Raw genomic sequence first — 21,358 nt, forward strand, 5'->3', positions numbered from 1 at the left:
CTCACTCGCCTCGCATCTTCTTGACGATCTCGTCCGCGACGGCCCGGGGGACCTCCGCGTACGAGTCGAACTGCATCGTGTAGTTGGCACGTCCCTGGGTCTTGGACCGCAGGTCGCCAACGTACCCGAACATCTCCGAGAGCGGGACGAGGGCCCGGATGACCTTCGCGCCACTGACGTCGTCCATGGACTGCATGTGCCCACGACGGGAGTTGATGTCGCCGATGACGTCGCCCATGTACTCCTCCGGAGTACGGACCTCGACCGCCATCATGGGCTCGAGCAGGACCGGGTCGGCCTTGCGGAGAGCCTCCTTGGTGGCCATCGAGCCGGCGATCTTGAACGCCATCTCCGAGGAGTCGACGTCGTGGTAGGCACCGTCGATGAGGGTCGCCTTGATGCCGACCATGGGGTAACCGGCGAGGATACCCACGTTGAGGGCGTCCTGGATACCCGCGTCCACGCTCGGGATGTACTCGCGCGGGATGCGGCCACCGGTGACGGCGTTGCTGAACTCGTAGAGCTCGCCCTCGGAGGTGTCGAGGGGTTCGTACGTGATCTGCACCTTGCCGTACTGACCCGAACCACCCGTCTGCTTCTTGTGGGTGTAGTCGTACTTCTCCACCTTGCGGCGGATGGTCTCGCGGTAGGCGACCTGCGGCTTGCCGACGTTGGCCTCGACCTTGAACTCGCGCTTCATGCGGTCGACCAGGATGTCGAGGTGGAGCTCGCCCATGCCGGCGATGATCGTCTGACCTGTCTCCTCGTCGGTGTGGACCTGGAACGTCGGGTCCTCCTCGGCGAGCTTCTGGATCGCGACGCCGAGCTTCTCCTGGTCGCTCTTGGTCTTGGGCTCGATGGCCACCTGGATCACCGGATCCGGGAACGTCATCGACTCCAGCACGATCGGGTTGGCCGAGTCGGCCAGGGTCTCGCCCGTGGTGGTGTCCTTGAGGCCCATGACGGCCACGATCTGGCCGGCGCCGACCGACGCGATCTCCTCACGCTTGTTCGCGTGCATCTGGTAGACCTTGCCGATCCGCTCCTTGCGGCCCTTGGTCACGTTGAGGACCTGGGTGCCCGCCTCGAGACGGCCGGAGTAGACACGCACGAAGGTCAGCTTGCCCAGGTGCGGGTCGGTGGCGATCTTGAAGGCCAGGCCCGCGAACGGCGCCTCGTCGGACGGCGGACGCGTGTCGTTCTTCGACTCGTCCTTGGGATCGAGGCCGACGATGTCGCCGACGTCGATCGGGCTGGGCAGGTAGTCGACGACCGCGTCGAGCAGGGGCTGGACGCCCTTGTTCTTGAACGCGGTGCCACACAGCACCGGGTTGAGCTTGGCGGCGAGCGTCGCGCGACGGATGGCGGCCTTGAGCACGTCGACGGGGATGTCGGCGCCGTCGAGGAACAGCTCGGCGATCTCGTCGTCGATGTCCGACAGCGTCTCGAGCATCGACTCGCGGGCCTCTTCGGCAGCCTCGGCCAGGTCGGCCGGGATCTCCTCGATCGTGTAGTCCTCGCCCACCGCGGTCTCGCCGCGCCAGGTCAGGGCACGCATGCCCACCAGGTCCACGACGCCCAGGAAGTCCGCCTCCGCACCGATCGGCAGCTGCATCACGAGCGCGGTGGCGCCGAGGCGCTCGCGGATCGTCTTGACGCAGAAGTCGAACGAGGCGCCCGTACGGTCGAGCTTGTTGACGAAGCACATGCGCGGGACGCCGTACTTGTCGGCCTGACGCCAGACCGTCTCGGACTGCGGCTCGACACCGGCGACACCGTCGAACACCGCGACCGCACCATCGAGGACGCGCAGCGAGCGCTCGACCTCGACCGTGAAGTCGACGTGACCGGGCGTGTCGATGATGTTGATCTGGGTGTTGTGCCACCAGCAGGTCGTCGCGGCCGACGTGATCGTGATGCCGCGCTCCTGCTCCTGCTCCATCCAGTCCATCGTCGCCGAACCCTCGTGGGTGTCGCCGATCTTGTAGTTGATGCCGGTGTAGAACAGGATGCGCTCGGTGGTGGTGGTCTTGCCGGCATCGATGTGCGCCATGATGCCGATGTTGCGGACCCGGGTCAGGTCGGTGGTGATGTCGGTTGCCACGTGAGGATCAGCCTTCGCAGAGATGGTGGGTGGTGTGCGAGCGCGGGGTCACCGCGCCCACGGTCACCAGCGGTAGTGGGCGAACGCCTTGTTGGCTTCGGCCATCTTGTGGGTGTCCTCGCGCTTCTTCACGCTGGCACCCAGACCGTTGCTGGCGTCGAGCAGCTCGTTCATGAGGCGCTCGGCCATGGTCTTCTCGCGACGCTCGGAGCTGTACTTGACGAGCCAGCGCAGCGCGAGGGTGGTCTGACGGCCGGGGCGGACGTCGATCGGGACCTGGTAGGTCGCACCGCCGACGCGGCGGCTCTTGACCTCGAGGCTCGGCTTCACGTTGTCGAGCGCGCGCTTGAGCGTGATGACCGGATCGGTGCCGGTCTTCTCGCGGGTGCCCTCGAGAGCGGTGTAGACGATGCGCTGTGCGACCTGCTTCTTGCCGTCGAACAGCACCTTGTTGATCAGCTGGGTGACCAGCTGGCTTCCGTAGACCGGATCGGTCTCGATGGCACGCTTCGGAGCGGGACCCTTGCGAGGCATCAGCTCTTCTCCTTCTTCGCGCCGTAACGGCTGCGAGCCTGCTTGCGGCCCTTGACACCCTGGGTGTCGAGGGAGCCGCGAATGATCTTGTAACGGACGCCCGGGAGGTCCTTCACTCGACCACCACGCACGAGCACGATCGAGTGCTCCTGCAGGTTGTGGCCCTCGCCGGGGATGTAGGCGGTCACTTCGGTGCCACTGGAGAGACGGACACGAGCAACCTTCCGCAGCGCGGAGTTCGGCTTCTTCGGAGTCGTGGTGTACACGCGGGTGCACACGCCACGTCGCTGGGGCGAACCCTTCAGGGCCGGCGTGCTGGTCTTGACGACCTTGCTCTGGCGGCCCTTGCGGACAAGCTGGTTGATGGTGGGCACTATGCCTCTTCCTGGGAGTTTCTCCCGGTCCAATCGCGGGCGCGCATGCGGCCTCGCTGGTCTTCCTCGATCTCCACCAAGGCGGCATCCGGCCACCGTGGTCACGGATCATCGGGCCACGGGCCCTTGTCCGTTCGAACGTCGTGCCGACTCACGTCGGGCACGGCTCCCCATCTTACCTGAGCCCACCTCGCGCGGACAAATCGCCTCGACGACGGTTCCCCGAGCGTCAGGGCACGCGCGGACCCTCGAACCACGCGACGGCCGCGCCGGTGGGACCGACAGCGGACGCCGGCACGCGTCCCCACAGGGCGAGGTAAAGGTCGACGGCGGTGCCGACCGCCTCACCCTGCACGTCGATCTCGCGGTGGACCAGGCGCGGTGCCGCGGTGGGGTCCTGGTCGTCCGGCGCGACGATCCACGAGCGGTCCAGGTCGGTCGCGACCAGGCGGACGGGTGCGTCGACATGCGGACGCTCGCCCCGCAGGGTCATCCGGCGGCCCAGGATGCGGATGACCTCGGAGATCCCGTCGGCGGCGACCTGCGGGTCCACGTCCCACACCAGGTCGGGAAGGCCGCACGCCTGGGCGAGGTCGACCCGGTGCACGCACGTCTCGTGCAGTTGGCGCCGCGCCCAGAAGCCGGCGACCTCGTCCACGTGGGCGAAGTTCGGGGCGGGCTCCTGCGGGTCGACGGCCTGCAGCGCGGCGATCAGCGCCGTCGCCGTGCCGGCATACCACTCGTCGAGCGGCTCGGTCGCCCGCACGTCGGGCTCCTCCGTGATGCGCTGTCCCGACAGCACGATGGCGGCGGCCCAGCGGTGGACCGTCCCGAGGTGGGTGACCATGTCGGCGGTCGTCCAGCCCGGGCAGGCGGGAACGGGCTCGTCACCCTCGATCCGGCCGGCCAGGGACGCGACGCCCGCCATCTCGCGGCCGAGCAGGACCAGTGGCTCTTCCATGGGACCCATCCTCTCGTGCCGTGGGCCCCGTTCGCGTCACGTGCCACCGAGGAGCAGCTCGGCCAGGTGCACCGCGCGGACGCCCGCGAGGTCGTCGAGCTGGGTACGGCACGAGAATCCGTCCGCGACGACGATCGCATCGGGACCTGCCTCACGGACGGCCGGCAGCAGCTGGAGCTCGGCCACGGCCACCGAGACCTCGTAGTGCCCCTTCTCGACGCCGAAGTTGCCGGCCAGGCCACAGCAGCCACCGACCCGCTTGACCGTGGCGCCCGTGCGCGCGAGCAGCTGCAGGTCGGCCTCGAACCCCATGACCGACGCCTGGTGGCAGTGCGGCTGCACGACCAGCGTGCGTCCGGTGAGGTCCGGCAGGTCGAGGTCCTCACGGTCGCGCAGCAGCTCGGCCAGGGTGAACACCCCGCGAGCCACCTCGGCCGCGCGCGGGTCGTCGACGAGCTCGACGGCGTCCGTCCGCAGCACCGCGAGGCAGGACGGCTCCAGTCCCACGACCGGGATCCCCTGCGCCACGAACGGATGGAGCTGCTCGACCGCGGCGCCGGCCAGCTCCGCCGCCGTGTCGAGCTGTCCGGTCGAGATCCAGGTGAGGCCACAGCACTGCTGGCGCTCGAGGAACCGCACCTCGTACCCGCAGGACTCCAGCAGACGCACGGCCGCGCGGCCGGCCTCCGTCGAGAAGTACTCGGTGAAGGAGTCGGCCCACACGAGCACGGGCTCCCCGCCGGTGGCGCGTTCCTGCCGCGCGACCTCCTTCGAGAACGTGCGGGTCGCGAAGGCCGGGATGCTGCGCCGCTGGTCGATGCCCGCGACCCACCGTGCGAGGTGCGCGATCCCGGGCACGCGCAGCGCGAGGTTCGCGATCCGCGCGACCGGTGAGGTCAGCCGGGCCCACAGCGGCAGCCGCCCGAGGATGTAGTGCGTCCGCGGCCGCAGGCGTCCGCGATAGGTCTGGTGCAGCACCTCGGACTTGTAGCTGGCCATGTCGACGCCGGTGGGGCAGTCACCCAGGCATCCCTTGCACGACAGGCACAGGTCGAGCGCCTCGTGGACCTCGGGACTGGACCAGCCCTGGTCGACCAGGCGGCCGTCGACCATCTCCTGCAGCACGCGCGAGCGCCCGCGCGTGGAGTCCTTCTCGTTGCGCGTGGCTTGGAACGAGGGACACATGACACCGGCGGCCGGAGCTGCCAGGCACTTGCCGACGCCCGTGCAGCGATGCACCGCCGCCCCGAAGTCGCCGCCGTCGTGCAGCAGCTTGAGGCCCTTGCGGGTCGCGGGCAGGCCCACCGGCCAGCCGGCCCCCTGGGTGCGCAGGTCGGCGTCGAGCGGTCGCGGTCGCACCAGCACGCCGGGATTGAGCAGGTCGTCCGGGTCGAACACGTGCTTGACCTGCTCGAACAGTCCGATCGCCTCGGGCGAGTACATCAGGGGCAGCAGCTCAGAGCGGGCCCGGCCGTCGCCGTGCTCGCCGGAGAACGAGCCGCCGTGCTCCGCCGCCAGCGTGGCGGCCTCGGTCAGGAAGGCGCGGAAGCCCTGACGACCGCCCGGCTCGTCGAGCGGGAAGTCGATCCGGACGTGGACGCAGCCGTCACCGAAGTGCCCGAAGAGGGTTCCGTGCAGGTCGTGCTCGTCCAGCAGGGCCTCGAAGCCGCGCAGGTACGTGCCGAGGCGCTCGGGGGGCACGGCCGCGTCCTCCCACCCGGCCAGGGCGGGGCGGTCCCACGCGCGGGACGCCAGCCCGGCACCCTCCTCGCGGATGCGCCACAGCACCGACTGCTCGATCGGCGACGTGACGTGGCGATGGCCCAGGGCTCCCGCCGCACGGACGACCCGGTCGGCGCGAGCCCGCAGCTCCGCGGCGTCGTCGCCGGCCAGCTCCACGTACAGGAAGCCGTCGCCCTCAGGCAGGTCAGGCACCGACGACACCCCGTTCGCGGCGCGATAGACCTCGACGATGCGGCCGCCGAGCCCCTCGCAGGCGATGGGGTCGAACGGCAGGATCGCCGGGACGTGGTCGGCAGCCTCGGCCATCGAGGGGAAGGACAGCACCAGGAGGTGACGCACCGGCGCATCACGCACGAGGTCGACGGTCGCGCCGAGCATCACCGCGAGCGTGCCCTCGGTGCCGGCCAGGAAGGACGCCACGTCGAAGCCCCGCTCCGGCAGCAGGTGCTCGAGGCTGTAACCCGAGACCTGGCGGCCGAAGCGGCCGAACTCGGTCCGAACCGTGGCCAGGTGGTCGCCGACGAGCGACCTGAGCCGTTCGAGCCGCTCGGAGGTGACGGCGACGTCCCGGCCCACCTGGATCCGCTCCCCCGCCGGGGTGAGCACGTCCAGCGCGGCGACGTTGTCGGCGCTGCGCCCGTACCCCAGGGCGCGGTTGCCGCAGGCGTTGTTGCCGATCATCCCGCCGACCGTGCATCGCGTGTGCGTCGACGGGTCGGGACCGTAGCGCAGCCCCATCGGTGCCGCGGCTCGCTGGAGCACGGCGTGGACCACGCCGGGCTGGACCTCGGCCGTCGCGGTGGCCTCGTCGATCGCGAGGATCCGGTTCATGTGCCGCGAGAAGTCCAGGACGACGCCGGTCCCGACTGCGTTGCCGGCGATCGAGGTGCCCGCGCCCCTCGACGTCAGCGGCGTTCCCGTCGCACGGCAGGCCTCGAGCACCGCGTGCACCTCGTCGAGGTCGTGCGGGCGCACGACGACCGTGGGCTCGACGCGATAGAGGGAGGCGTCCGAGCTGTAGAGCGCTCGCGCCAGGGACGAGTCATCGACGTCGCGCACCCCGGCGCGGCGCAGGGCGGACACCACGTCGCCGGTCGCACCCGGGGTCGGGTCGGTCACGGTGGTCGTCATCGGGCGGCTCCTTCGGGGGCGGTCAGTAGCATGCTACTCCCCGGCTGCCCCGAGAGCGGCGCGCACGTCGGCCGCCCAGTGCTCGTCTACCTCGTCGCCGGGTATCGCCACCTGGCGCATGAGCAACGTGGCGGTGCGCTCGAGGTGGCCCGCCATGGCGGCGGCGGCCTCGGCGGGCTCGGCGCGCAGGATCGCGTCGGCGATCGGCGCGTGCTCGCCCGCCACCTCGCTCAACGGCCGTGACCGGCCGAAGGTGGAGACGCCGCGGGCCTGAATCGAGTCGCGCAGCCGGGCCACCTCCGCCTCCAGTCGTGGGTTGCGCATGGCCGCCGCGACGAGCGCGTGGAAGTCGCGGTCGACCGCCGTGAAGTCCGCCTCGCTGCCCGTCCGCGCGTGCGCGCGCATCGCCTCGACGTTCGATGCCAGCGCCGCTCGCGCCGTGTCGTCGGCCTTGACCGCGGCGCCCGCGGCGGCCGGCACCTCGAGCAGGAGACGCAGTTCGAACACCTCGCGCACGTCCGCCGCGGTCACGCTGCGGACCCGCACGCCCCGGTTGCGCTCGATCTCGACGAGTCCGAGGTCCGCCAACCGCAGGACCGCCTCCCGCACGGGCGTCCGCGAGACCTCGAGCTGCTCGGCCAGCCGGTAGATGGAGTGCTGCGACCCCGCGGCGAGGTCGCCCCCGACGATGCGCTCGCGCAGCAGTGCGAACACCCGGTCCGTGGCGGTGGGCCGCGCGGTCACGGTACCGCCGTCACCGAGAGCCGACGGCGTCGTCCACGCACGCGACGAGACCGGTGCACCGGCACCCCCCGGGCGAGGATCCGCTCCGAGCGGCTGGGCGCGAACATGGACAGAACCATACGACGGCACCCGATACCCTTGGGACTTCCACACCGGACCGAGGGGATCGATGCGCCGTCTGACCGCCGCTGTTGCTGCGACTCTGCTCCTGACGCTGGCAGGTTGCACCGGCACAGGCACCATGCCCGACAGCGACCGCACGGGCACGCCCCCCGAGATCAACGTCCACGAGTCCGGTCCCGCCAGCCCGATCGCCTACGGGCTGATCGTCCCGGACGGCGCAGTCCAGATGGGTCCGCTCGTCCGCTTCCGCAGCGAGCGCCTGGTCGAGGCCTACCGCCCCGAGCTGGAGGCGGTCCAGGCCGAGCAGGCGCTCGAGCGTGAGCTGGAGGAAGGCACCGAGCCCACCCCCACGACCGAGCCCACCGTCAGCACCCGCCCCGAGGGCGACACCTTCGAGGACCTCGACGAACCGCCGCGCGCGGACACGTTCGTCTCCCTCATGCGGATCGACGGCGACCCGACGCTCGTCGTGCGACGCCTGCTCGCCGACATCGCCGTCCTGCTGCCCGACGCCGGGATCGTCACCGACGATCTCGCGGCCTACTGCCGCGCGCGCGACCGGCGCATCACCGGGTGCCAGCTGGACGTCACCGGCACCAGCCCGGGCGAGCGCGACCTGCGGGTCCAGCTGAGCGTCGATCCCGGTCGCGTGGCGACCCGCACGGGCAACCTCGCATCGCTCGAGCAGCCGGTCATGCACTTGCGCGTCTCCTATGTCGGGGACCCCCGCAAGGGCCAGGAGAACCGCACCCCCGAGGACCTGCCCGATCCGGCGGACGTCGAGGCGACCACCGAGAGGACCGGCTGGATCTGGCCCAAGATGGACGAGGACGCGCCGGCCGACTCGCCCGCCATCGACGACTACACCCCGCCGTCGAGCGCCACCGTGCTGCTGTCCAGCCGGCGCCCGCCCTTCGCGACGATGACGACGCCCCGCGCCTCCATCGCCACCGAGGTCAGCGAGTCGTTCACGTCCGAGCGCGTCGCCGAGGGCACCCTGCGCCGCGACGTGATGGCCGACCTCAACGAGGTCATCGTGACCACCTGGGCTCCCGGTCGCGGCGGCACGATCGTGCGCACCGTCCACACGCTCTCGGCCCGCGGCAACTATCTCTCGCTGTTCATCGAGCCGACCGCCTGAGGCGCTCCGCTCCCCCGGGCTGACCGGGCCCGGAACTACTACAGTCGAGAGCGATGAGTCGTCTCGATCCGCTGCCCGTCAGCACGAAGGCCCCCCAGGAGCGCGTCGCCTACCTCGACAACGCGCGGTACTGGGTGATGCTGCTCGTCGTCATCGGCCACTCGCTGACCGAGCTGGTCGTCATGGACTCCGCTCGTGGCGTCTACACGTGGGTCTACGCCTTCCACATGCCGTTCTTCGTCCTGATCTCCGGCTACACCGCGCGTCACTACGTGGGCGACTTCCGTCAGATCCGGCGCATCGTGTCGACGCTCATCGTCCCGTACCTGATCGTCGAGACCGGGTTGCAGCTGATCACCCGCCACTACGACGGCGAGCCCGAGCATTTCATGATCCTGTCGCCGCAATGGCTCGGCTGGTTCCTCGCCGCGCTGTTCATCTGGCGGCTCACGACGCCGATCTGGCGCGCCCTGAAGTACCCGATCACGACCGCGATCGTGATCTCGCTGCTGGCCGGGCTGATCGAGATCCCGAACGTCCTGGCGCTGCCGAAGGTGCTCGGACTGCTGCCCTTCTACGTGATCGGCCTGCACTTCGAGCGCGACACGTTCATGCGACTCGGCGCCACGCGGACCCGGATCGCCTCAGCCCTGTTGCTGGGCGGCACCTTCGTACTGTGCCAGCTGTTCGCCCAGTCGTGGGCCGAGCGCTGGCCGACCACGTGGCTGTTGTGGAAGGCGCGCTACGACGAGCTGGGTGCCGGCCCCGTCGAGGGCATCGCGATCCGGGCCCTGCTGCTCGTGATCGCCTTCGCGCTGACCCTGGCCGCGCTGTCCCTGGTGCCGCGCGGGCGGTCGTGGACCACGACGCTGGGCGGACGCACCTTCTACTGCTACCTGCTGCACGGCTTCGTCATCATCTGGCTCGACCGCCACTTCCGCCTGTGGGACCGGATCGAGCCCTACGGCGCCACCGCCGTCCTGGGCTGCATCGTCGTCGCGCTCGTCGTGGCCAACCTGCTGATGACCCGCCCGGTGGCCACGGTGTTCCGCCCGGTCTTCGAACCGCGGCTGTCGTGGATGTTCCGCGACCCCCGCGAGGACACGTACCACTCGCAGGACGCCCACCCCGACGTGTGGGACCGCGGCCTCGAGCGGATGACTCCCCCACGGGTCGACCGGCCGGCCGACCGGCCCCTGGGGCACGGGCTGCGCTGAGGCCTTCGGATCGGCCGACGTCGCTCGCTGGGCGCCCTCGGCCCTCGGACATGACGAAGGGGCCCTGCCGGATCGGCAGGGCCCCTTCGCAGTGACTCAGTTGTCGAAGCTGAAGTCGTAGTCGTCCAACGCCACCGGCGCCGCGTCCGATGCTCCGAACTGGTAGTCGAAGCTGTCGTAGCCGCTGACCGCGTAGGCGTTCTGACGCGCCTCCTCGGTGGGCTCGACCCGGATGTTGCGGTACCGCTCCAGGCCGGTGCCGGCCGGGATCAGCTTGCCGATGATGATGTTCTCCTTGAGGCCGCGCAGCGAGTCCGACTTGCCCTGGATCGCGGCCTCGGTGAGGACGCGGGTCGTCTCCTGGAAGGAGGCGGCCGACAGCCAGGACTCGACGGCCAGCGAGGCCTTCGTGATGCCCATCAGGACCGGTCGACCGGAGGCGGGGGTGCCACCCTCGGCCACGACGCGGCGGTTCTCCTCCTCGAAGACAGCGCGGTCCGCGAGGTCACCGGGGATCAGCTTCGCGTCACCCTGCTCGATGACCGTCACGCGACGGAGCATCTGGCGCACGATGATCTCGATGTGCTTGTCGTGGATCGCCACGCCCTGGCTGCGGTAGACCTCCTGGACCTCGTCCACGAGGTGCTCCTGCGCCTTGCGGACACCCAGGATGCGCAGGACCTCCTGCGGATCGGGCGTACCGTGCGTGAGCTGGTCGCCGACCTCGACGTGGTCGCCGTCCTTGACGAGCAGCCGCGCACGCTTCGTGACCGGGTACTCCATCGGCTCGGCACCGTCGTCGGGAGTGACGACGAGCTTGCGGCCCTTGTCCGAGTCGTCGATCGTCATGCGACCGGCGGCCTCGGTGATGGGGGCCTTGCCCTTGGGCTGGCGGGCCTCGAAGAGCTCGACGACGCGCGGCAGACCGTGCGTGATGTCGTCACCGGCCACACCACCGGTGTGGAAGGTACGCATCGTCAGCTGGGTACCGGGCTCACCGATCGACTGGGCCGCGATGGTGCCGACGGCCTCGCCGATGTCGACGAGCTTGCCGGTGGCCAGCGAACGGCCGTAGCACTTGGCGCACGTGCCGGTCTTGGCGTCACACGTCAGGACCGTGCGGACCTTGATCGACTCGACGCCCGAGGCGATGAGGTGGTGGATCTCGACGTCGCCGAGGTCCTCACCTGCACCGACCAGCACCTCGCCGGTCTCGGGGTGGACGATGTCGACCGCCGCGTTGCGGGCGTAGGCCGAGGTCTCGACGTTCTCGGCGGCGACGAGCGTGCCGTCGTCCAGACGCGTCGCGATGACCTTGGGCAGACCACGCTCGGTGCCGCAGTCCTCCTCGCGGATGATGACGTCCTGGCTGACGTCGACCAGACGACGGGTCAGGTAACCCGAGTCGGCCGTACGCAGCGCGGTGTCGGCCAGGCCCTTACGAGCACCGTGGGTTGCGATGAAGTACTCGACGACCGACAGGCCCTCGCGGTAGTTCGCCTTGATCGGACGAGGGATGATCTCGCCCTTCGGGTTCGCGACCAGTCCTCGCATGGCGGCGATCTGACGCAGCTGCATCATGTTGCCGCGAGCACCGGAGTTGACCATCATCCAGATCGGGTTGTCGCCGCTGGCCTTGAACAGGACCTCCATCGAGGCCGAGACCTCGGCCGTGGCCTGGGTCCAGATCTCGATGAGCTCCTGGCGACGCTCGTCCTCGGTGATGAGACCCCGGTCGAACTGCTGCTGGACCTTGGCCGCCTGCGCCTCGTACTTCTCGAGGATCTGCTGCTTCTCCTGCGGGCTGACGACGTCGTCCATCGAGATCGTCACGCCGGAGCGCGTCGCCCAGTGGAAGCCGGTGTCCTTGAGGTTGTCCAGGGCCACCGCCACGTCGACCTTGCTGTAGCGCTCGGCGAGGTCGTTGACGATGACGCCGAGCTCCTTCTTGCCGACCTGGAAGTTGACGAACGGGTAGTCCTGCGGCAGCGCGTCGTTGAAGATCGCGCGACCCAGGGTCGTCTCGCGGAGCTCGCCGTCGATGCGGATCCTGATCTTGCTCTGCAGCGTGATCTCGTCGCGCTCGAACGCCATCGTCGCCTCGGCGGGCGAGCTGAAGGCACGACCCTCTCCGACGTGACCCTCACGCTCGAGCGTCAGGAAGTACAGGCCGATGATCATGTCCTGGGTGGGCATGGTGACCGGTCGGCCGTCCGACGGCTTGAGGATGTTGTTCGTCGACAGCATCAGGATGCGGGCCTCGGCCTGCGCCTCGGCCGACAGCGGCAGGTGGACGGCCATCTGGTCACCATCGAAGTCGGCGTTGAAGGCCGAGCAGACGAGCGGGTGGATCTGGATGGCCTTGCCCTCGATGAGCTGCGGCTCGAACGCCTGGATGCCCAGACGGTGCAGGGTGGGCGCACGGTTCAGCAGCACCGGGTGCTCGGTGATGACCTCTTCGAGCACGTCCCACACGACCGGGCGAGCACGCTCGACCATGCGCTTGGCGCTCTTGATGTTCTGCGCGTGGTTCAGGTCGACCAGTCGCTTCATCACGAACGGCTTGAACAGCTCGAGTGCCATCTGCTTGGGCAGACCGCACTGGTGCAGCTTGAGCTGCGGGCCGACGACGATGACCGAACGGCCCGAGTAGTCGACGCGCTTACCGAGCAGGTTCTGACGGAAACGACCCTGCTTGCCCTTGAGCATGTCGGAGATCGACTTGAGCGGGCGGTTGCCCGGGCCGGTGACGGGGCGACCACGACGACCGTTGTCGAACAGCGCGTCGACGGCCTCCTGAAGCATCCGCTTCTCGTTGTTGACGATGATCTCGGGCGCGCCGAGGTCGAGGAGCCGCTTGAGGCGGTTGTTGCGGTTGATGACGCGGCGGTACAGGTCGTTGAGGTCGGAGGTCGCGAAGCGGCCACCGTCGAGCTGGACCATGGGGCGCAGGTCCGGCGGGATGACCGGGACGCAGTCGAGCACCATGCCGTTGGGGCTGTTGCTCGTGGTCTGGAACGCCGTGACGACGCGCAGGCGCTTGAGCGCACGGGTCTTCTTCTGGCCCTTGCCCGTCGCGATGATCTCGCGGAGCAGCTCGGCCTCGGCGTCGAGGTCGAAGTCCTCGAGGCGCTTCTGGAGCGCCGCCGCGCCCATGCCGCCCTCGAAGTACATGCCGAAACGGTCACGCATCTCGCGGTAGAGCAGTTCGTCGCCCTCGAGGTCCTGGACCTTGAGGTTCTTGAACCGGTCCCAGACCTGCTGGATGCGCTCGGCCTGCTGGTCGGCCTTGCGGCGGATCGCGTTCATCTCGCGCTCCGCGCCCTCGCGCACCTTGCGGCGCACGTCGCCCTTGGCGCCCTCGGCCTCGAGCTCGGCCAGGTCGGTCTCGAGCTTCTTGGCGCGGGCGTCGACGGCCGCGTCGCGGTCGTTCTCGATGGTCTTCTTCTCGACCTCGATCTGCGCCTCGAGGGAGGGCATGTCGCGGTGACGGGCCTCCTCGTCGACGGAGGTGATCATGTAGGCCGCGAAGTAGATGACCTTCTCGAGGTCCTTGGGGGCCAGGTCGAGCAGGTAGCCGAGCCGGCTCGGGACACCCTTGAAGTACCAGATGTGGGTGACCGGCGCGGCGAGTTCGATGTGGCCCATCCGCTCACGGCGGACGCCGGACCGCGTGACCTCGACACCACACCGCTCACAGATGATGCCCTTGAAGCGGACGCGCTTGTACTTGCCGCAGTAGCACTCCCAGTCCCGGGTGGGGCCGAAGATCTTCTCGCAGAAGAGGCCGTCCTTCTCGGGCTTGAGCGTGCGGTAGTTGATGGTCTCCGGCTTCTTGACCTCGCCGTAGGACCAGTTGCGGATGTCCTCCGCGGTCGCGAGACCGATGCGGAGTTCATCGAAGAAGTTGACGTCGAGCACGTAACTTCCTTTCCCCAGAGGGATTGTGGATCAGCGGGTGAGATCCGCTTTTCCTGACTGCCAATTCAAATGTGCTCTAGCGCCCCCGGGCCGTGTCACCACGGACTGCGTCACAGGCCGTGTTCCACGGCCCGGGGACCGAAAACTAATTCGCGAGATCGTCCACGGTCGCGGCCTCGTTCCGGGACAGGTTGATGCCCAGATTCGCGGCGGCACGCTCGAGGTCCTCGTCGTCGCCGTCGGCCATCGCGATGGCTGCGCCGTCCGAGGACAGCACCTCCACGTTGAGGCACAGCGACTGGAGCTCCTTGAGGAGCACCTTGAAGGACTCGGGGATGCCCGGCTCGGGGATGTTCTCGCCCTTGACGATGGCCTCGTACACCTTCACGCGGCCGACCACGTCGTCCGACTTGATGGTCAGCAGCTCCTGCAGGGTGTAGGCGGCGCCGTACGCCTGCATCGCCCAGCACTCCATCTCACCGAAGCGCTGGCCACCGAACTGGGCCTTACCGCCGAGCGGCTGCTGGGTGATCATCGAGTACGGGCCCGTCGAGCGAGCGTGGATCTTGTCGTCGACCAGGTGGTGCAGCTTGAGCATGTACATGTAGCCCACGCTGATCGGGTCGGGAAACTTCTCGCCGGTACGACCGTCGAACAGTCGCGCCTTGCCGTCCGGACCGACCATGCGGTCGCCGTCGCGGTTGGGACGCGTCACGCTCAGCAGACCGGAGATCTCGTCCTCGCGAGCACCGTCGAACACCGGGGTGGCGACGTTGGTGTTCGGCTCGGCCGAGTCGGCGCCGATCTTGCGCAGGCGCTCGGCCCACTCGTCCTGGGTCTCCTTCGGGACTTCCCAGCCGGCCTTGGCGATCCAGCCCAGGTGGGTCTCGAGGACCTGGCCGACGTTCATGCGGCCGGGCACGCCCAGCGGGTTCAGCACGATGTCGACCGGGCTGCCGTCCTCGAGGAACGGCATGTCCTCGATGGGCAGGATCTTGGCGATGACGCCCTTGTTGCCGTGACGGCCGGCGAGCTTGTCACCGTGGCTGATCTTGCGCTTCTGGGCCACGTAGACGCGCACCAGCTGGTTCACGCCCGGGCTCAGCTCGTCACCCTCGGACGCGTCGAAGACGCGGACGCCGATGACGGTGCCGGACTCGCCGTGCGGGACCTTGAGCGAGGTGTCGCGCACCTCGCGCGCCTTCTCGCCGAAGATCGCGCGCAGCAGGCGCTCCTCGGGGGTCAGCTCGGTCTCGCCCTTGGGCGTGACCTTGCCGACCAGGATGTCGCCGTTGCCGACCTCGGCGCCGATGCGGATGATGCCGCGCTCGTCGAGGTTGGCCAGGGTCTCCTCGCTGACGTTCGGGACGTCACGCGTGATCTCCTCGGGGCCCAGCTTGGTGTCGCGGGCGTCGACCTCGTGCTCCTCGATGTGGATCGAGGTCAGCAGGTCGTCCTGGACGACGCGCTGGGACAGGATGATCGCGTCCTCGTAGTTGTGGCCCTGCCACGGCATGAAGGCGACGAGCAGGTTGGTGCCCAGCGCCATCTCTCCGTGCTCGGTGCACGGACCGTCGGCCAGCGGCGTGCCGACCTCGACCCGCTGCCCCTCGCGGACCAGCGGGCGCTGGTTCGTGCAGGTGCCCTGGTTCGAGCGACGGAACTTGGCCAGGCGGTACGTCGTGTACGTGCCCTCGTCCTCCATGATCTCGACCGAGTCGGCCGAGACCTCCTTGACGACGCCCGGCTTCTTGGCGACGGTGACGTCACCGGCGTCGACGGCGGCGCGGTACTCCATGCCGGTGCCGACGAGCGGAGCGTCGTTGCGGATCAGCGGCACGGCCTGACGCTGCATGTTGGCGCCCATGAGCGCGCGGTTCGCGTCGTCGTGCTCGAGGAACGGGATCAGGGCCGTCGCGACCGACACCATCTGGCGCGGCGAGACGTCCATGTAGTCGACCTCGGCGGCCGGACGGAGCTCGGCCTCGCCGCCACGCTGGCGGACCAGCACGGCATCCTCGGCGAAGGAGCCGTCCTCGTTGAGCAGCGAGTTCGCCTGCGCGACGATGTAGCGGTCCTCGTCGGTCGCGGTCAGGTAGTCGATCTGCTCACTGACCTTGCCGTCGATGACGCGGCGGTACGGCGTCTCGACGAAGCCGAACGCGTTGATGCGACCGAACGACGCGAGCGAGCCGATCAGGCCGATGTTCGGGCCTTCGGGCGTCTCGATGGGGCACATGCGGCCGTAGTGCGACGGGTGGACGTCACGGACCTCGTAGCCGGCGCGCTCACGCGAGAGGCCGCCCGGGCCGAGCGCCGACAGGCGACGCTTGTGCGTCAGGCCGGCGAGCGGGTTGTTCTGGTCCATGAACTGCGACAGCTGGCTGGTGCCGAAGAACTCCTTCAGCGCCGCCGTGATCGGACGGATGTTGATCAGGGTCTGCGGCGTGATCGCCTCGACGTCCTGGGTCGTCATCCGCTCGCGCACGACACGCTCCATGCGCGCCAGGCCGGTGCGGAGCTGGTTCTGGATCAGCTCGCCCACGGTGCGCATGCGGCGGTTGCCGAAGTGGTCGATGTCGTCGGCCTCGACCGGGACGGTGCCGGCCGCGGTCTCGAGCTCGGCCGCGCCGTCGTGCAGGGCCACGACGTAGTGGATCGTGCCCACGACGTCGTCGAGCGTCAGCGTCTGCTGGTCGAACGCGGCGTCGGAGCCGATCTTCTTGTTGATCTTGTGGCGACCGACCTTGGCCGTGTCGTACCGCTTCGGGTTGAAGTAGTAGTTCTCCAGCAGGGTCTGCGCGGCCTCGACGCTCGGCGGCTCGCCCGGACGCAGCTTGCGATAGATGTCGATGAGCGAACGGCGGGTGACCTCGGCGTCGACCATCTCCTGCGTGACGCCCGCGTCACGGGCCTTCTTCTCGAGCTCCTCGCGGACGAGCTCGCTGCGGACGGAGTCCTTCTCCATCGTCAAGCGGATCGAGTCGTACTGGCCGAAGGTGTCGAGGATCTTCTCCTCGCTGAAGCCCAGGGCCTTGAGCAGCATCGTGACGGACTGCTTGCGCTTGCGGTCGAGACGGACGCCGACGATGTCGCGCTTGTCGATCTCGAACTCGAGCCAAGCACCGCGCGACGGGATGACGCGAGCGGTGAAGATGTCCTTGTCGGACGTCTTGTCCGGCGTGCGCTCGAAGTAGACGCCGGGCGAACGGACGAGCTGCGACACGACGACGCGCTCGGTGCCGTTGATGATGAAGGTGCCCTTGTCGGTCATGAGCGGGAACTCGCCCATGAAGACCGTCTGGCTCTTGATCTCGCCGGTCTCGTTGTTCATGAACTCGGCGGTGACGAACAGCGGCGCGGCGTACGTGACGTCGCGGTCCTTGCAGTCCTCGACCGAGTACTTCGCGGGCTCGAAGCGGTGGTCGCGGAACGACAGGCTCATCGTCTCGGAGAAGTCCTCGATGGGGCTGATCTCCTCGAAGATCTCCTCCAGGCCGGACTTGGTCGAGACATCCGTGCGGCCTGCGGCCAGCTCCGACTCGACCCGCTCACGCCAGGCGTCGCTGCCGATCAGCCAGTCGAAGCTGTCGGTCTGCAGGGAGAGGAGCTCGGGAACCTCGAGCGGTTCGGCGATCTTCGCGAAGGAGATGCGCGAAGTGTGATTCTGGTGTGCGGCGGTACGCGAGGCGGCCAAGAGAAGTCCTTCCAAGGAACTCGCATGCGAATGAACGTGGCGGTTCTGTACGATTCATTTGTGTCGCGCGGCTCACACCGCGCGGGGGCTTGTTCACACGGCTCCCGCCGTGCAGCGCGCACGCTTCGAGAACCCTGTCAAGACCGGCATTTCAGGGCCAGGACGGGACGAGGGCATGACAAAGTGGGCGCGAACGTCCATCTTAACCCCATCGACACACCGATATCAACCCCACTCTTGACAACGGGTTCGCAATCAGCCATGATCTCTGGCTTTTTGCTGCCATACCACGTGATAGACGTGGCAGAACGGGCCCCCGGTTCGGCGGCGTGCCGCCTCGCCGCGACGCGGTCGACGAGCCTCGGTGGCCTGTGGACACGACGAAGCGCCCACCCCGGGTGGGGTGGACGCTTCGCACGGATGAGTCCCGACTAGTTGGCCGGATGAGCCATTCTCGAGCGGCGGGCGAACATCGAGAGCAGAGCTGCGACACCCATCAGCAGCACACCGAGGTAGACACCCGACGAGTCGGGCAACGATCCGACGGCGCCCACGAGCATCCACACGGCCATGCCGGCGACGACGGTCAAGATCATGCGACCCAGACTCGCTCGTGCGCTGTGTCGCTCTGCCTCGAAACCCTTGAGCCTGCCGAGCAGGATCACCACGAATCCGAGTACGACCACGAGGGACCCGAGCATGGGACCCACCTCCTCACTTAACGCACTTCGCCGTGCGGCTGTGGACGTAGACGCGAAGGTTCTTCTTCGACGACGGGCACAGGCCGTGCTTGTTCAAGTACACCAGGGCCACGGCGGCGATCGCCCCAGCGACCGCGCAGGCGACCGGCGTGCCGACGACACAGATCGTGCCGACGATCCCCGCGACACTCCCGTTGAGAAGTGCCTGCTGATCCGTCCTGTTGAACGAGATGTAGGGGTTGGTGAATCCTCCGCCTGCGCTCAGCTTCTGGATGTCGCCCCATGCCTTCTCATCGACCGAGACCGTCTTTCTCGGATCGAGGCCCCCGACGCCTGTCGACGTGGCGCCCGCCTTGTCCAGCGCCGCGAACAGCTGCCCGTACTCTGCCGCCGTGCAGCTGCGCTCACTCACGTCCTCCGTCGCCGAAGCACTCCCGACGGCGAACGTGCTGAGGAGAACTGCCGTCAACATCGCGACGATTGCCCTCAAGGAAAAACGACCGAATTCAACCCTTCTTGATTCCCCCGAAGCATTTCTTCGCGGGCCAGATCGCCCGCGTCAGGACGGACTCTGTAGGTCTTGAGCAGATGAAGTCAAGGGCTGCGCGCATCCCGGTGCGGCTGTGACGGACGGGGCCACTCAGAACGATGGTGGAGAACGACGAAGCGCCCACCCCTTGCGGGATGGGCGCTTCGTACGAGCAGTCAGCCGAAGATCACTTGAGGGTGATCGTGGCGCCGGCGGCCTCGAGGGCCTCCTTGGCCTTGTCGGCAGCTTCCTTGTTGACACCCTCCAGGACGGCCTTGGGCGCGCCCTCGACGAGGTCCTTGGCCTCCTTGAGGCCGAGGCTCGTGAGGCCACGGACCTCCTTGATGACCTGGATCTTCTTGTCGCCGGCGGACTCGAGGACGACGTCGAACTCGTCCTTCTCCTCGGCGGCAGCGGCGTCGCCGCCACCGGCGGGGGCGCCCGCAGCGGCCACGGCCACCGGAGCGGCCGCGGTGACCTCGAAGGTGTCCTCGAACTGCTTCACGAACTCGGAGAGCTCGATGAGGGTCATTTCCTTGAACGCATCCAGCAGTTCGTCAGTGCTCAGCTTCGCCATGATTGTGGCGTCCTTTCTGCAATGAGACCCCGAGGGGGTCCCGATGGGAATCGGGCGGTTCAGCCCTCGGTGACGTCGGTCTCGACGTTCTCGGTGTCCGACTCGGCCGCGGGGGCGTCGTCGGCGGGTGCCTGCTCGGCGGTCTCGGCGGCGGGAGCTCCCGCAGCCAGGACCGACGGATCGGCTTCGGCCTTCGCCTGCAGCGCCGCGAACGTGCGGGCCGCCTGCGACAGCGGGGCGTTGAAGAGCCCCGCGGCCTTGGCCAGGTTGGCCTTGAGGCCGCCAGCGAGCTTCGCGAGGAGGACCTCACGCGACTCGAGGTCGGCCAGCTTGTTGATCTCGTCCGCGCTGAGCGTCTTCCCGTCGAGGAAGCCGCCCTTCAGGACGAGAGAGGGGTTAGCCTTCGCGAAGTCGCGCAGACCCTTCGCCGCATCGACCGGATCGCCCGTGATGAAGGCGATCGCGGTGGGGCCGGTGAGCAGCGACTCGTCGAGCTCGATTCCGGCGTCCTTGGCGGCGATCTTGGTCAGCGTGTTCTTGGCGACGGCATAGCTCGCGGCATCGCCAAGCGCGCGCCGCAAATCCTGCAGCTGCTTGACGTTGAGGCCGCGGTACTCGGTGAGCACCGCGCCGTTGGCCTCACGGAAGTTGTCCGCGAGATCGGCGACGGCTGCTGCCTTGTCCGGGCGTGCCATGGGTCTCCTTCACTGTCATGCGAAGACCACCTGCACGAGAAAGCGTCCCGTGCCACAGGCACAGGACGCTCGGAGAACGCAGGGACGAACCCTGATCTGCACCTGCGCGGGCCGCCCTGGCGGGCGCTTCGGGTGACTCGTGGGAGACACCACCGGCGGTCTTCGGTTCGACCAGTCTAGGCGGACGCCCGGCGTTCCTCCAAATCGGGGTCGTTCAGCCGTCGAGCGCGCCCGCGGTCGGGAACGGGAACGCCGGCGCGTCGGTGATCTCGGACTTCTTCGGTGCCTCGACCTCGACGTCCTCACCCCAACGGCTCCAGTCCGTCGTGGTCGAGGTACCGGCGATGTCCGCCACCATCCGGCGCATCAGATCGTCCTGGCCGACGAACAGCACGTACTCCATCTGCTGGGGCAGCTTCGGGCCCAGCTTCTTCGCGTCGGCGTTGGCGCCCAGCACCTTCTCGGTGTCCAGGACGAGGCGCAGCTTCGACGTCTCGACGCCGTCGATCTCGCCGCCGCTGCCCTGGTTCTCGAACTCCACGAGGGCGTCGTCGAACAGCGCGAGCTGCTCGCCGGGATCGATCTGCTCCGTGAGGCTCCCGAAGCTCTTGGCGAAGGCACCATCGGGATCATCGAGGTCGATCTTGACGAACTTGCCGCCGGTCATCTGGCCCATCTTCATGTACAGGTTGCCCCCGACGACGCGGACCTCCATCGCCATCCCGGACGAGTCCATGGAGACGCGGCTGGCCGAGTCCTCCAGGTTCTTCGCGATGACGACGTCGCCCGTCATGGAGACGTCCATCCCGGAGGCGGACGTGGTCGTCTCGATGTGTGCGCTGCCGGCTTCGAGCTGTGCGGCACTGAGGCGCTCGGCGAAGTTGTCGCGCGTCAACGGCGCGTCGCTGGGCGACTCGTCCGCCGCGGCCGTCGTGTCCGCCCTGCCAGCGTCGCCGGAGGCCGCCGCGCCGGCGTCAGAGCCCGACTGGCCACACGCGGACGACAGGGCGAGGACAGCGGTGGCGAGCAGGACGCCGACGGACTTCTTCATGGGGACGAGCCTACCGACCGGCCACCGACGCGACCGCGGGTTCGGCGCGAACGACGACGCCGCCCCCGCGATGCGCGGGGACGGCGTCGTGTGTTCGTGCGGGCGAGTCGGCCGC

15 protein-coding genes are annotated in these 21,358 nt (G+C 68.6%); 2 read left to right on the plus strand and 13 right to left on the minus strand.

Annotated elements, in window-relative coordinates; translation table 11 throughout:
• Position 1 precedes the first annotated feature (1 nt).
• The 6 genes from fusA to RT323_RS05225 all read right to left on the minus strand — a co-directional run bounded on the left by fusA (position 2) and on the right by RT323_RS05225 (position 7,591).
• Complete coding sequence (gene fusA / locus RT323_RS05200; protein ID WP_313405611.1) at positions 2–2,104, minus strand: elongation factor G; 2,103 nt, start codon at positions 2,102–2,104, stop codon at positions 2–4.
• Between the two features lie 63 nt (positions 2,105–2,167).
• Positions 2,168–2,638, minus strand: coding sequence for a 30S ribosomal protein S7 (gene rpsG / locus RT323_RS05205; RefSeq protein ID WP_313405613.1), 471 nt, complete (start codon positions 2,636–2,638; stop codon positions 2,168–2,170).
• A complete protein-coding gene (gene rpsL, locus RT323_RS05210; protein WP_313405615.1) occupies positions 2,638–3,012 on the minus strand; it encodes a 30S ribosomal protein S12 in 375 nt (124 codons plus the stop codon). Before rpsL ends, rpsG begins: the two co-directional genes overlap by 1 nt.
• Before the next feature lie 229 nt (positions 3,013–3,241).
• On the minus strand, positions 3,242–3,973 hold the full coding sequence (locus RT323_RS05215; RefSeq protein WP_313405616.1) for a maleylpyruvate isomerase family mycothiol-dependent enzyme: 732 nt from the start codon (positions 3,971–3,973) through the stop codon (positions 3,242–3,244).
• Positions 3,974–4,009: 36 nt separating this feature from the next.
• A complete protein-coding gene (locus RT323_RS05220) occupies positions 4,010–6,847 on the minus strand; it encodes an FAD-linked oxidase C-terminal domain-containing protein (protein ID WP_313405618.1) in 2,838 nt (945 codons plus the stop codon).
• A gap of 33 nt (positions 6,848–6,880) precedes the next feature.
• Positions 6,881–7,591, minus strand: coding sequence for a GntR family transcriptional regulator (locus RT323_RS05225; RefSeq protein ID WP_313405619.1), 711 nt, complete (start codon positions 7,589–7,591; stop codon positions 6,881–6,883).
• A 241-nt stretch (positions 7,592–7,832) separates the two neighbouring features.
• On the opposite strand from RT323_RS05225, the gene RT323_RS05230 reads away from it, so the two are divergent.
• Positions 7,833–8,855, plus strand: a complete 1,023-nt coding sequence (locus RT323_RS05230) for a hypothetical protein (RefSeq protein ID WP_313405620.1) — start codon at positions 7,833–7,835, stop codon at positions 8,853–8,855.
• Positions 8,856–8,908: 53 nt separating this feature from the next.
• On the plus strand, positions 8,909–10,072 hold the full coding sequence (locus RT323_RS05235) for an acyltransferase family protein (protein ID WP_313405622.1): 1,164 nt from the start codon (positions 8,909–8,911) through the stop codon (positions 10,070–10,072).
• Positions 10,073–10,168: 96 nt separating this feature from the next.
• Here the strand turns inward: RT323_RS05235 and RT323_RS05240 are convergent, their stop codons facing one another.
• From RT323_RS05240 to RT323_RS05270, 7 genes are all read right to left on the minus strand, one after another.
• On the minus strand, positions 10,169–13,993 hold the full coding sequence (locus RT323_RS05240; RefSeq protein ID WP_313405623.1) for a DNA-directed RNA polymerase subunit beta': 3,825 nt from the start codon (positions 13,991–13,993) through the stop codon (positions 10,169–10,171).
• A 145-nt stretch (positions 13,994–14,138) separates the two neighbouring features.
• Positions 14,139–17,690 (minus strand): DNA-directed RNA polymerase subunit beta, encoded by a 3,552-nt coding sequence (locus RT323_RS05245; RefSeq protein WP_313405625.1) that lies wholly within the window; start codon positions 17,688–17,690, stop codon positions 14,139–14,141.
• Positions 17,691–18,121: 431 nt separating this feature from the next.
• A complete protein-coding gene (locus tag RT323_RS05250; protein ID WP_313405626.1) occupies positions 18,122–18,391 on the minus strand; it encodes a hypothetical protein in 270 nt (89 codons plus the stop codon).
• A 13-nt stretch (positions 18,392–18,404) separates the two neighbouring features.
• Positions 18,405–18,881 carry a hypothetical protein gene (locus RT323_RS05255; protein WP_313405627.1) on the minus strand — a complete coding sequence of 159 codons (477 nt, stop codon included), beginning with the start codon at positions 18,879–18,881 and terminating at the stop codon, positions 18,405–18,407.
• Between the two features lie 226 nt (positions 18,882–19,107).
• On the minus strand, positions 19,108–19,497 hold the full coding sequence (rplL, locus tag RT323_RS05260) for a 50S ribosomal protein L7/L12 (RefSeq protein WP_313405628.1): 390 nt from the start codon (positions 19,495–19,497) through the stop codon (positions 19,108–19,110).
• A 59-nt stretch (positions 19,498–19,556) separates the two neighbouring features.
• Positions 19,557–20,192: a 50S ribosomal protein L10 gene (gene rplJ, locus RT323_RS05265; RefSeq protein ID WP_313405629.1), complete on the minus strand. Its 636-nt coding sequence runs from the start codon at positions 20,190–20,192 to the stop codon at positions 19,557–19,559.
• A 214-nt stretch (positions 20,193–20,406) separates the two neighbouring features.
• A complete protein-coding gene (locus RT323_RS05270) occupies positions 20,407–21,243 on the minus strand; it encodes a hypothetical protein (protein ID WP_313405631.1) in 837 nt (278 codons plus the stop codon).
• Positions 21,244–21,358 lie beyond the last annotated feature (115 nt).

The sequence above is a fragment of the Aeromicrobium sp. genome, assembly GCF_032084975.1.
GTDB lineage: Bacteria > Actinomycetota > Actinomycetes > Propionibacteriales > Nocardioidaceae > Aeromicrobium.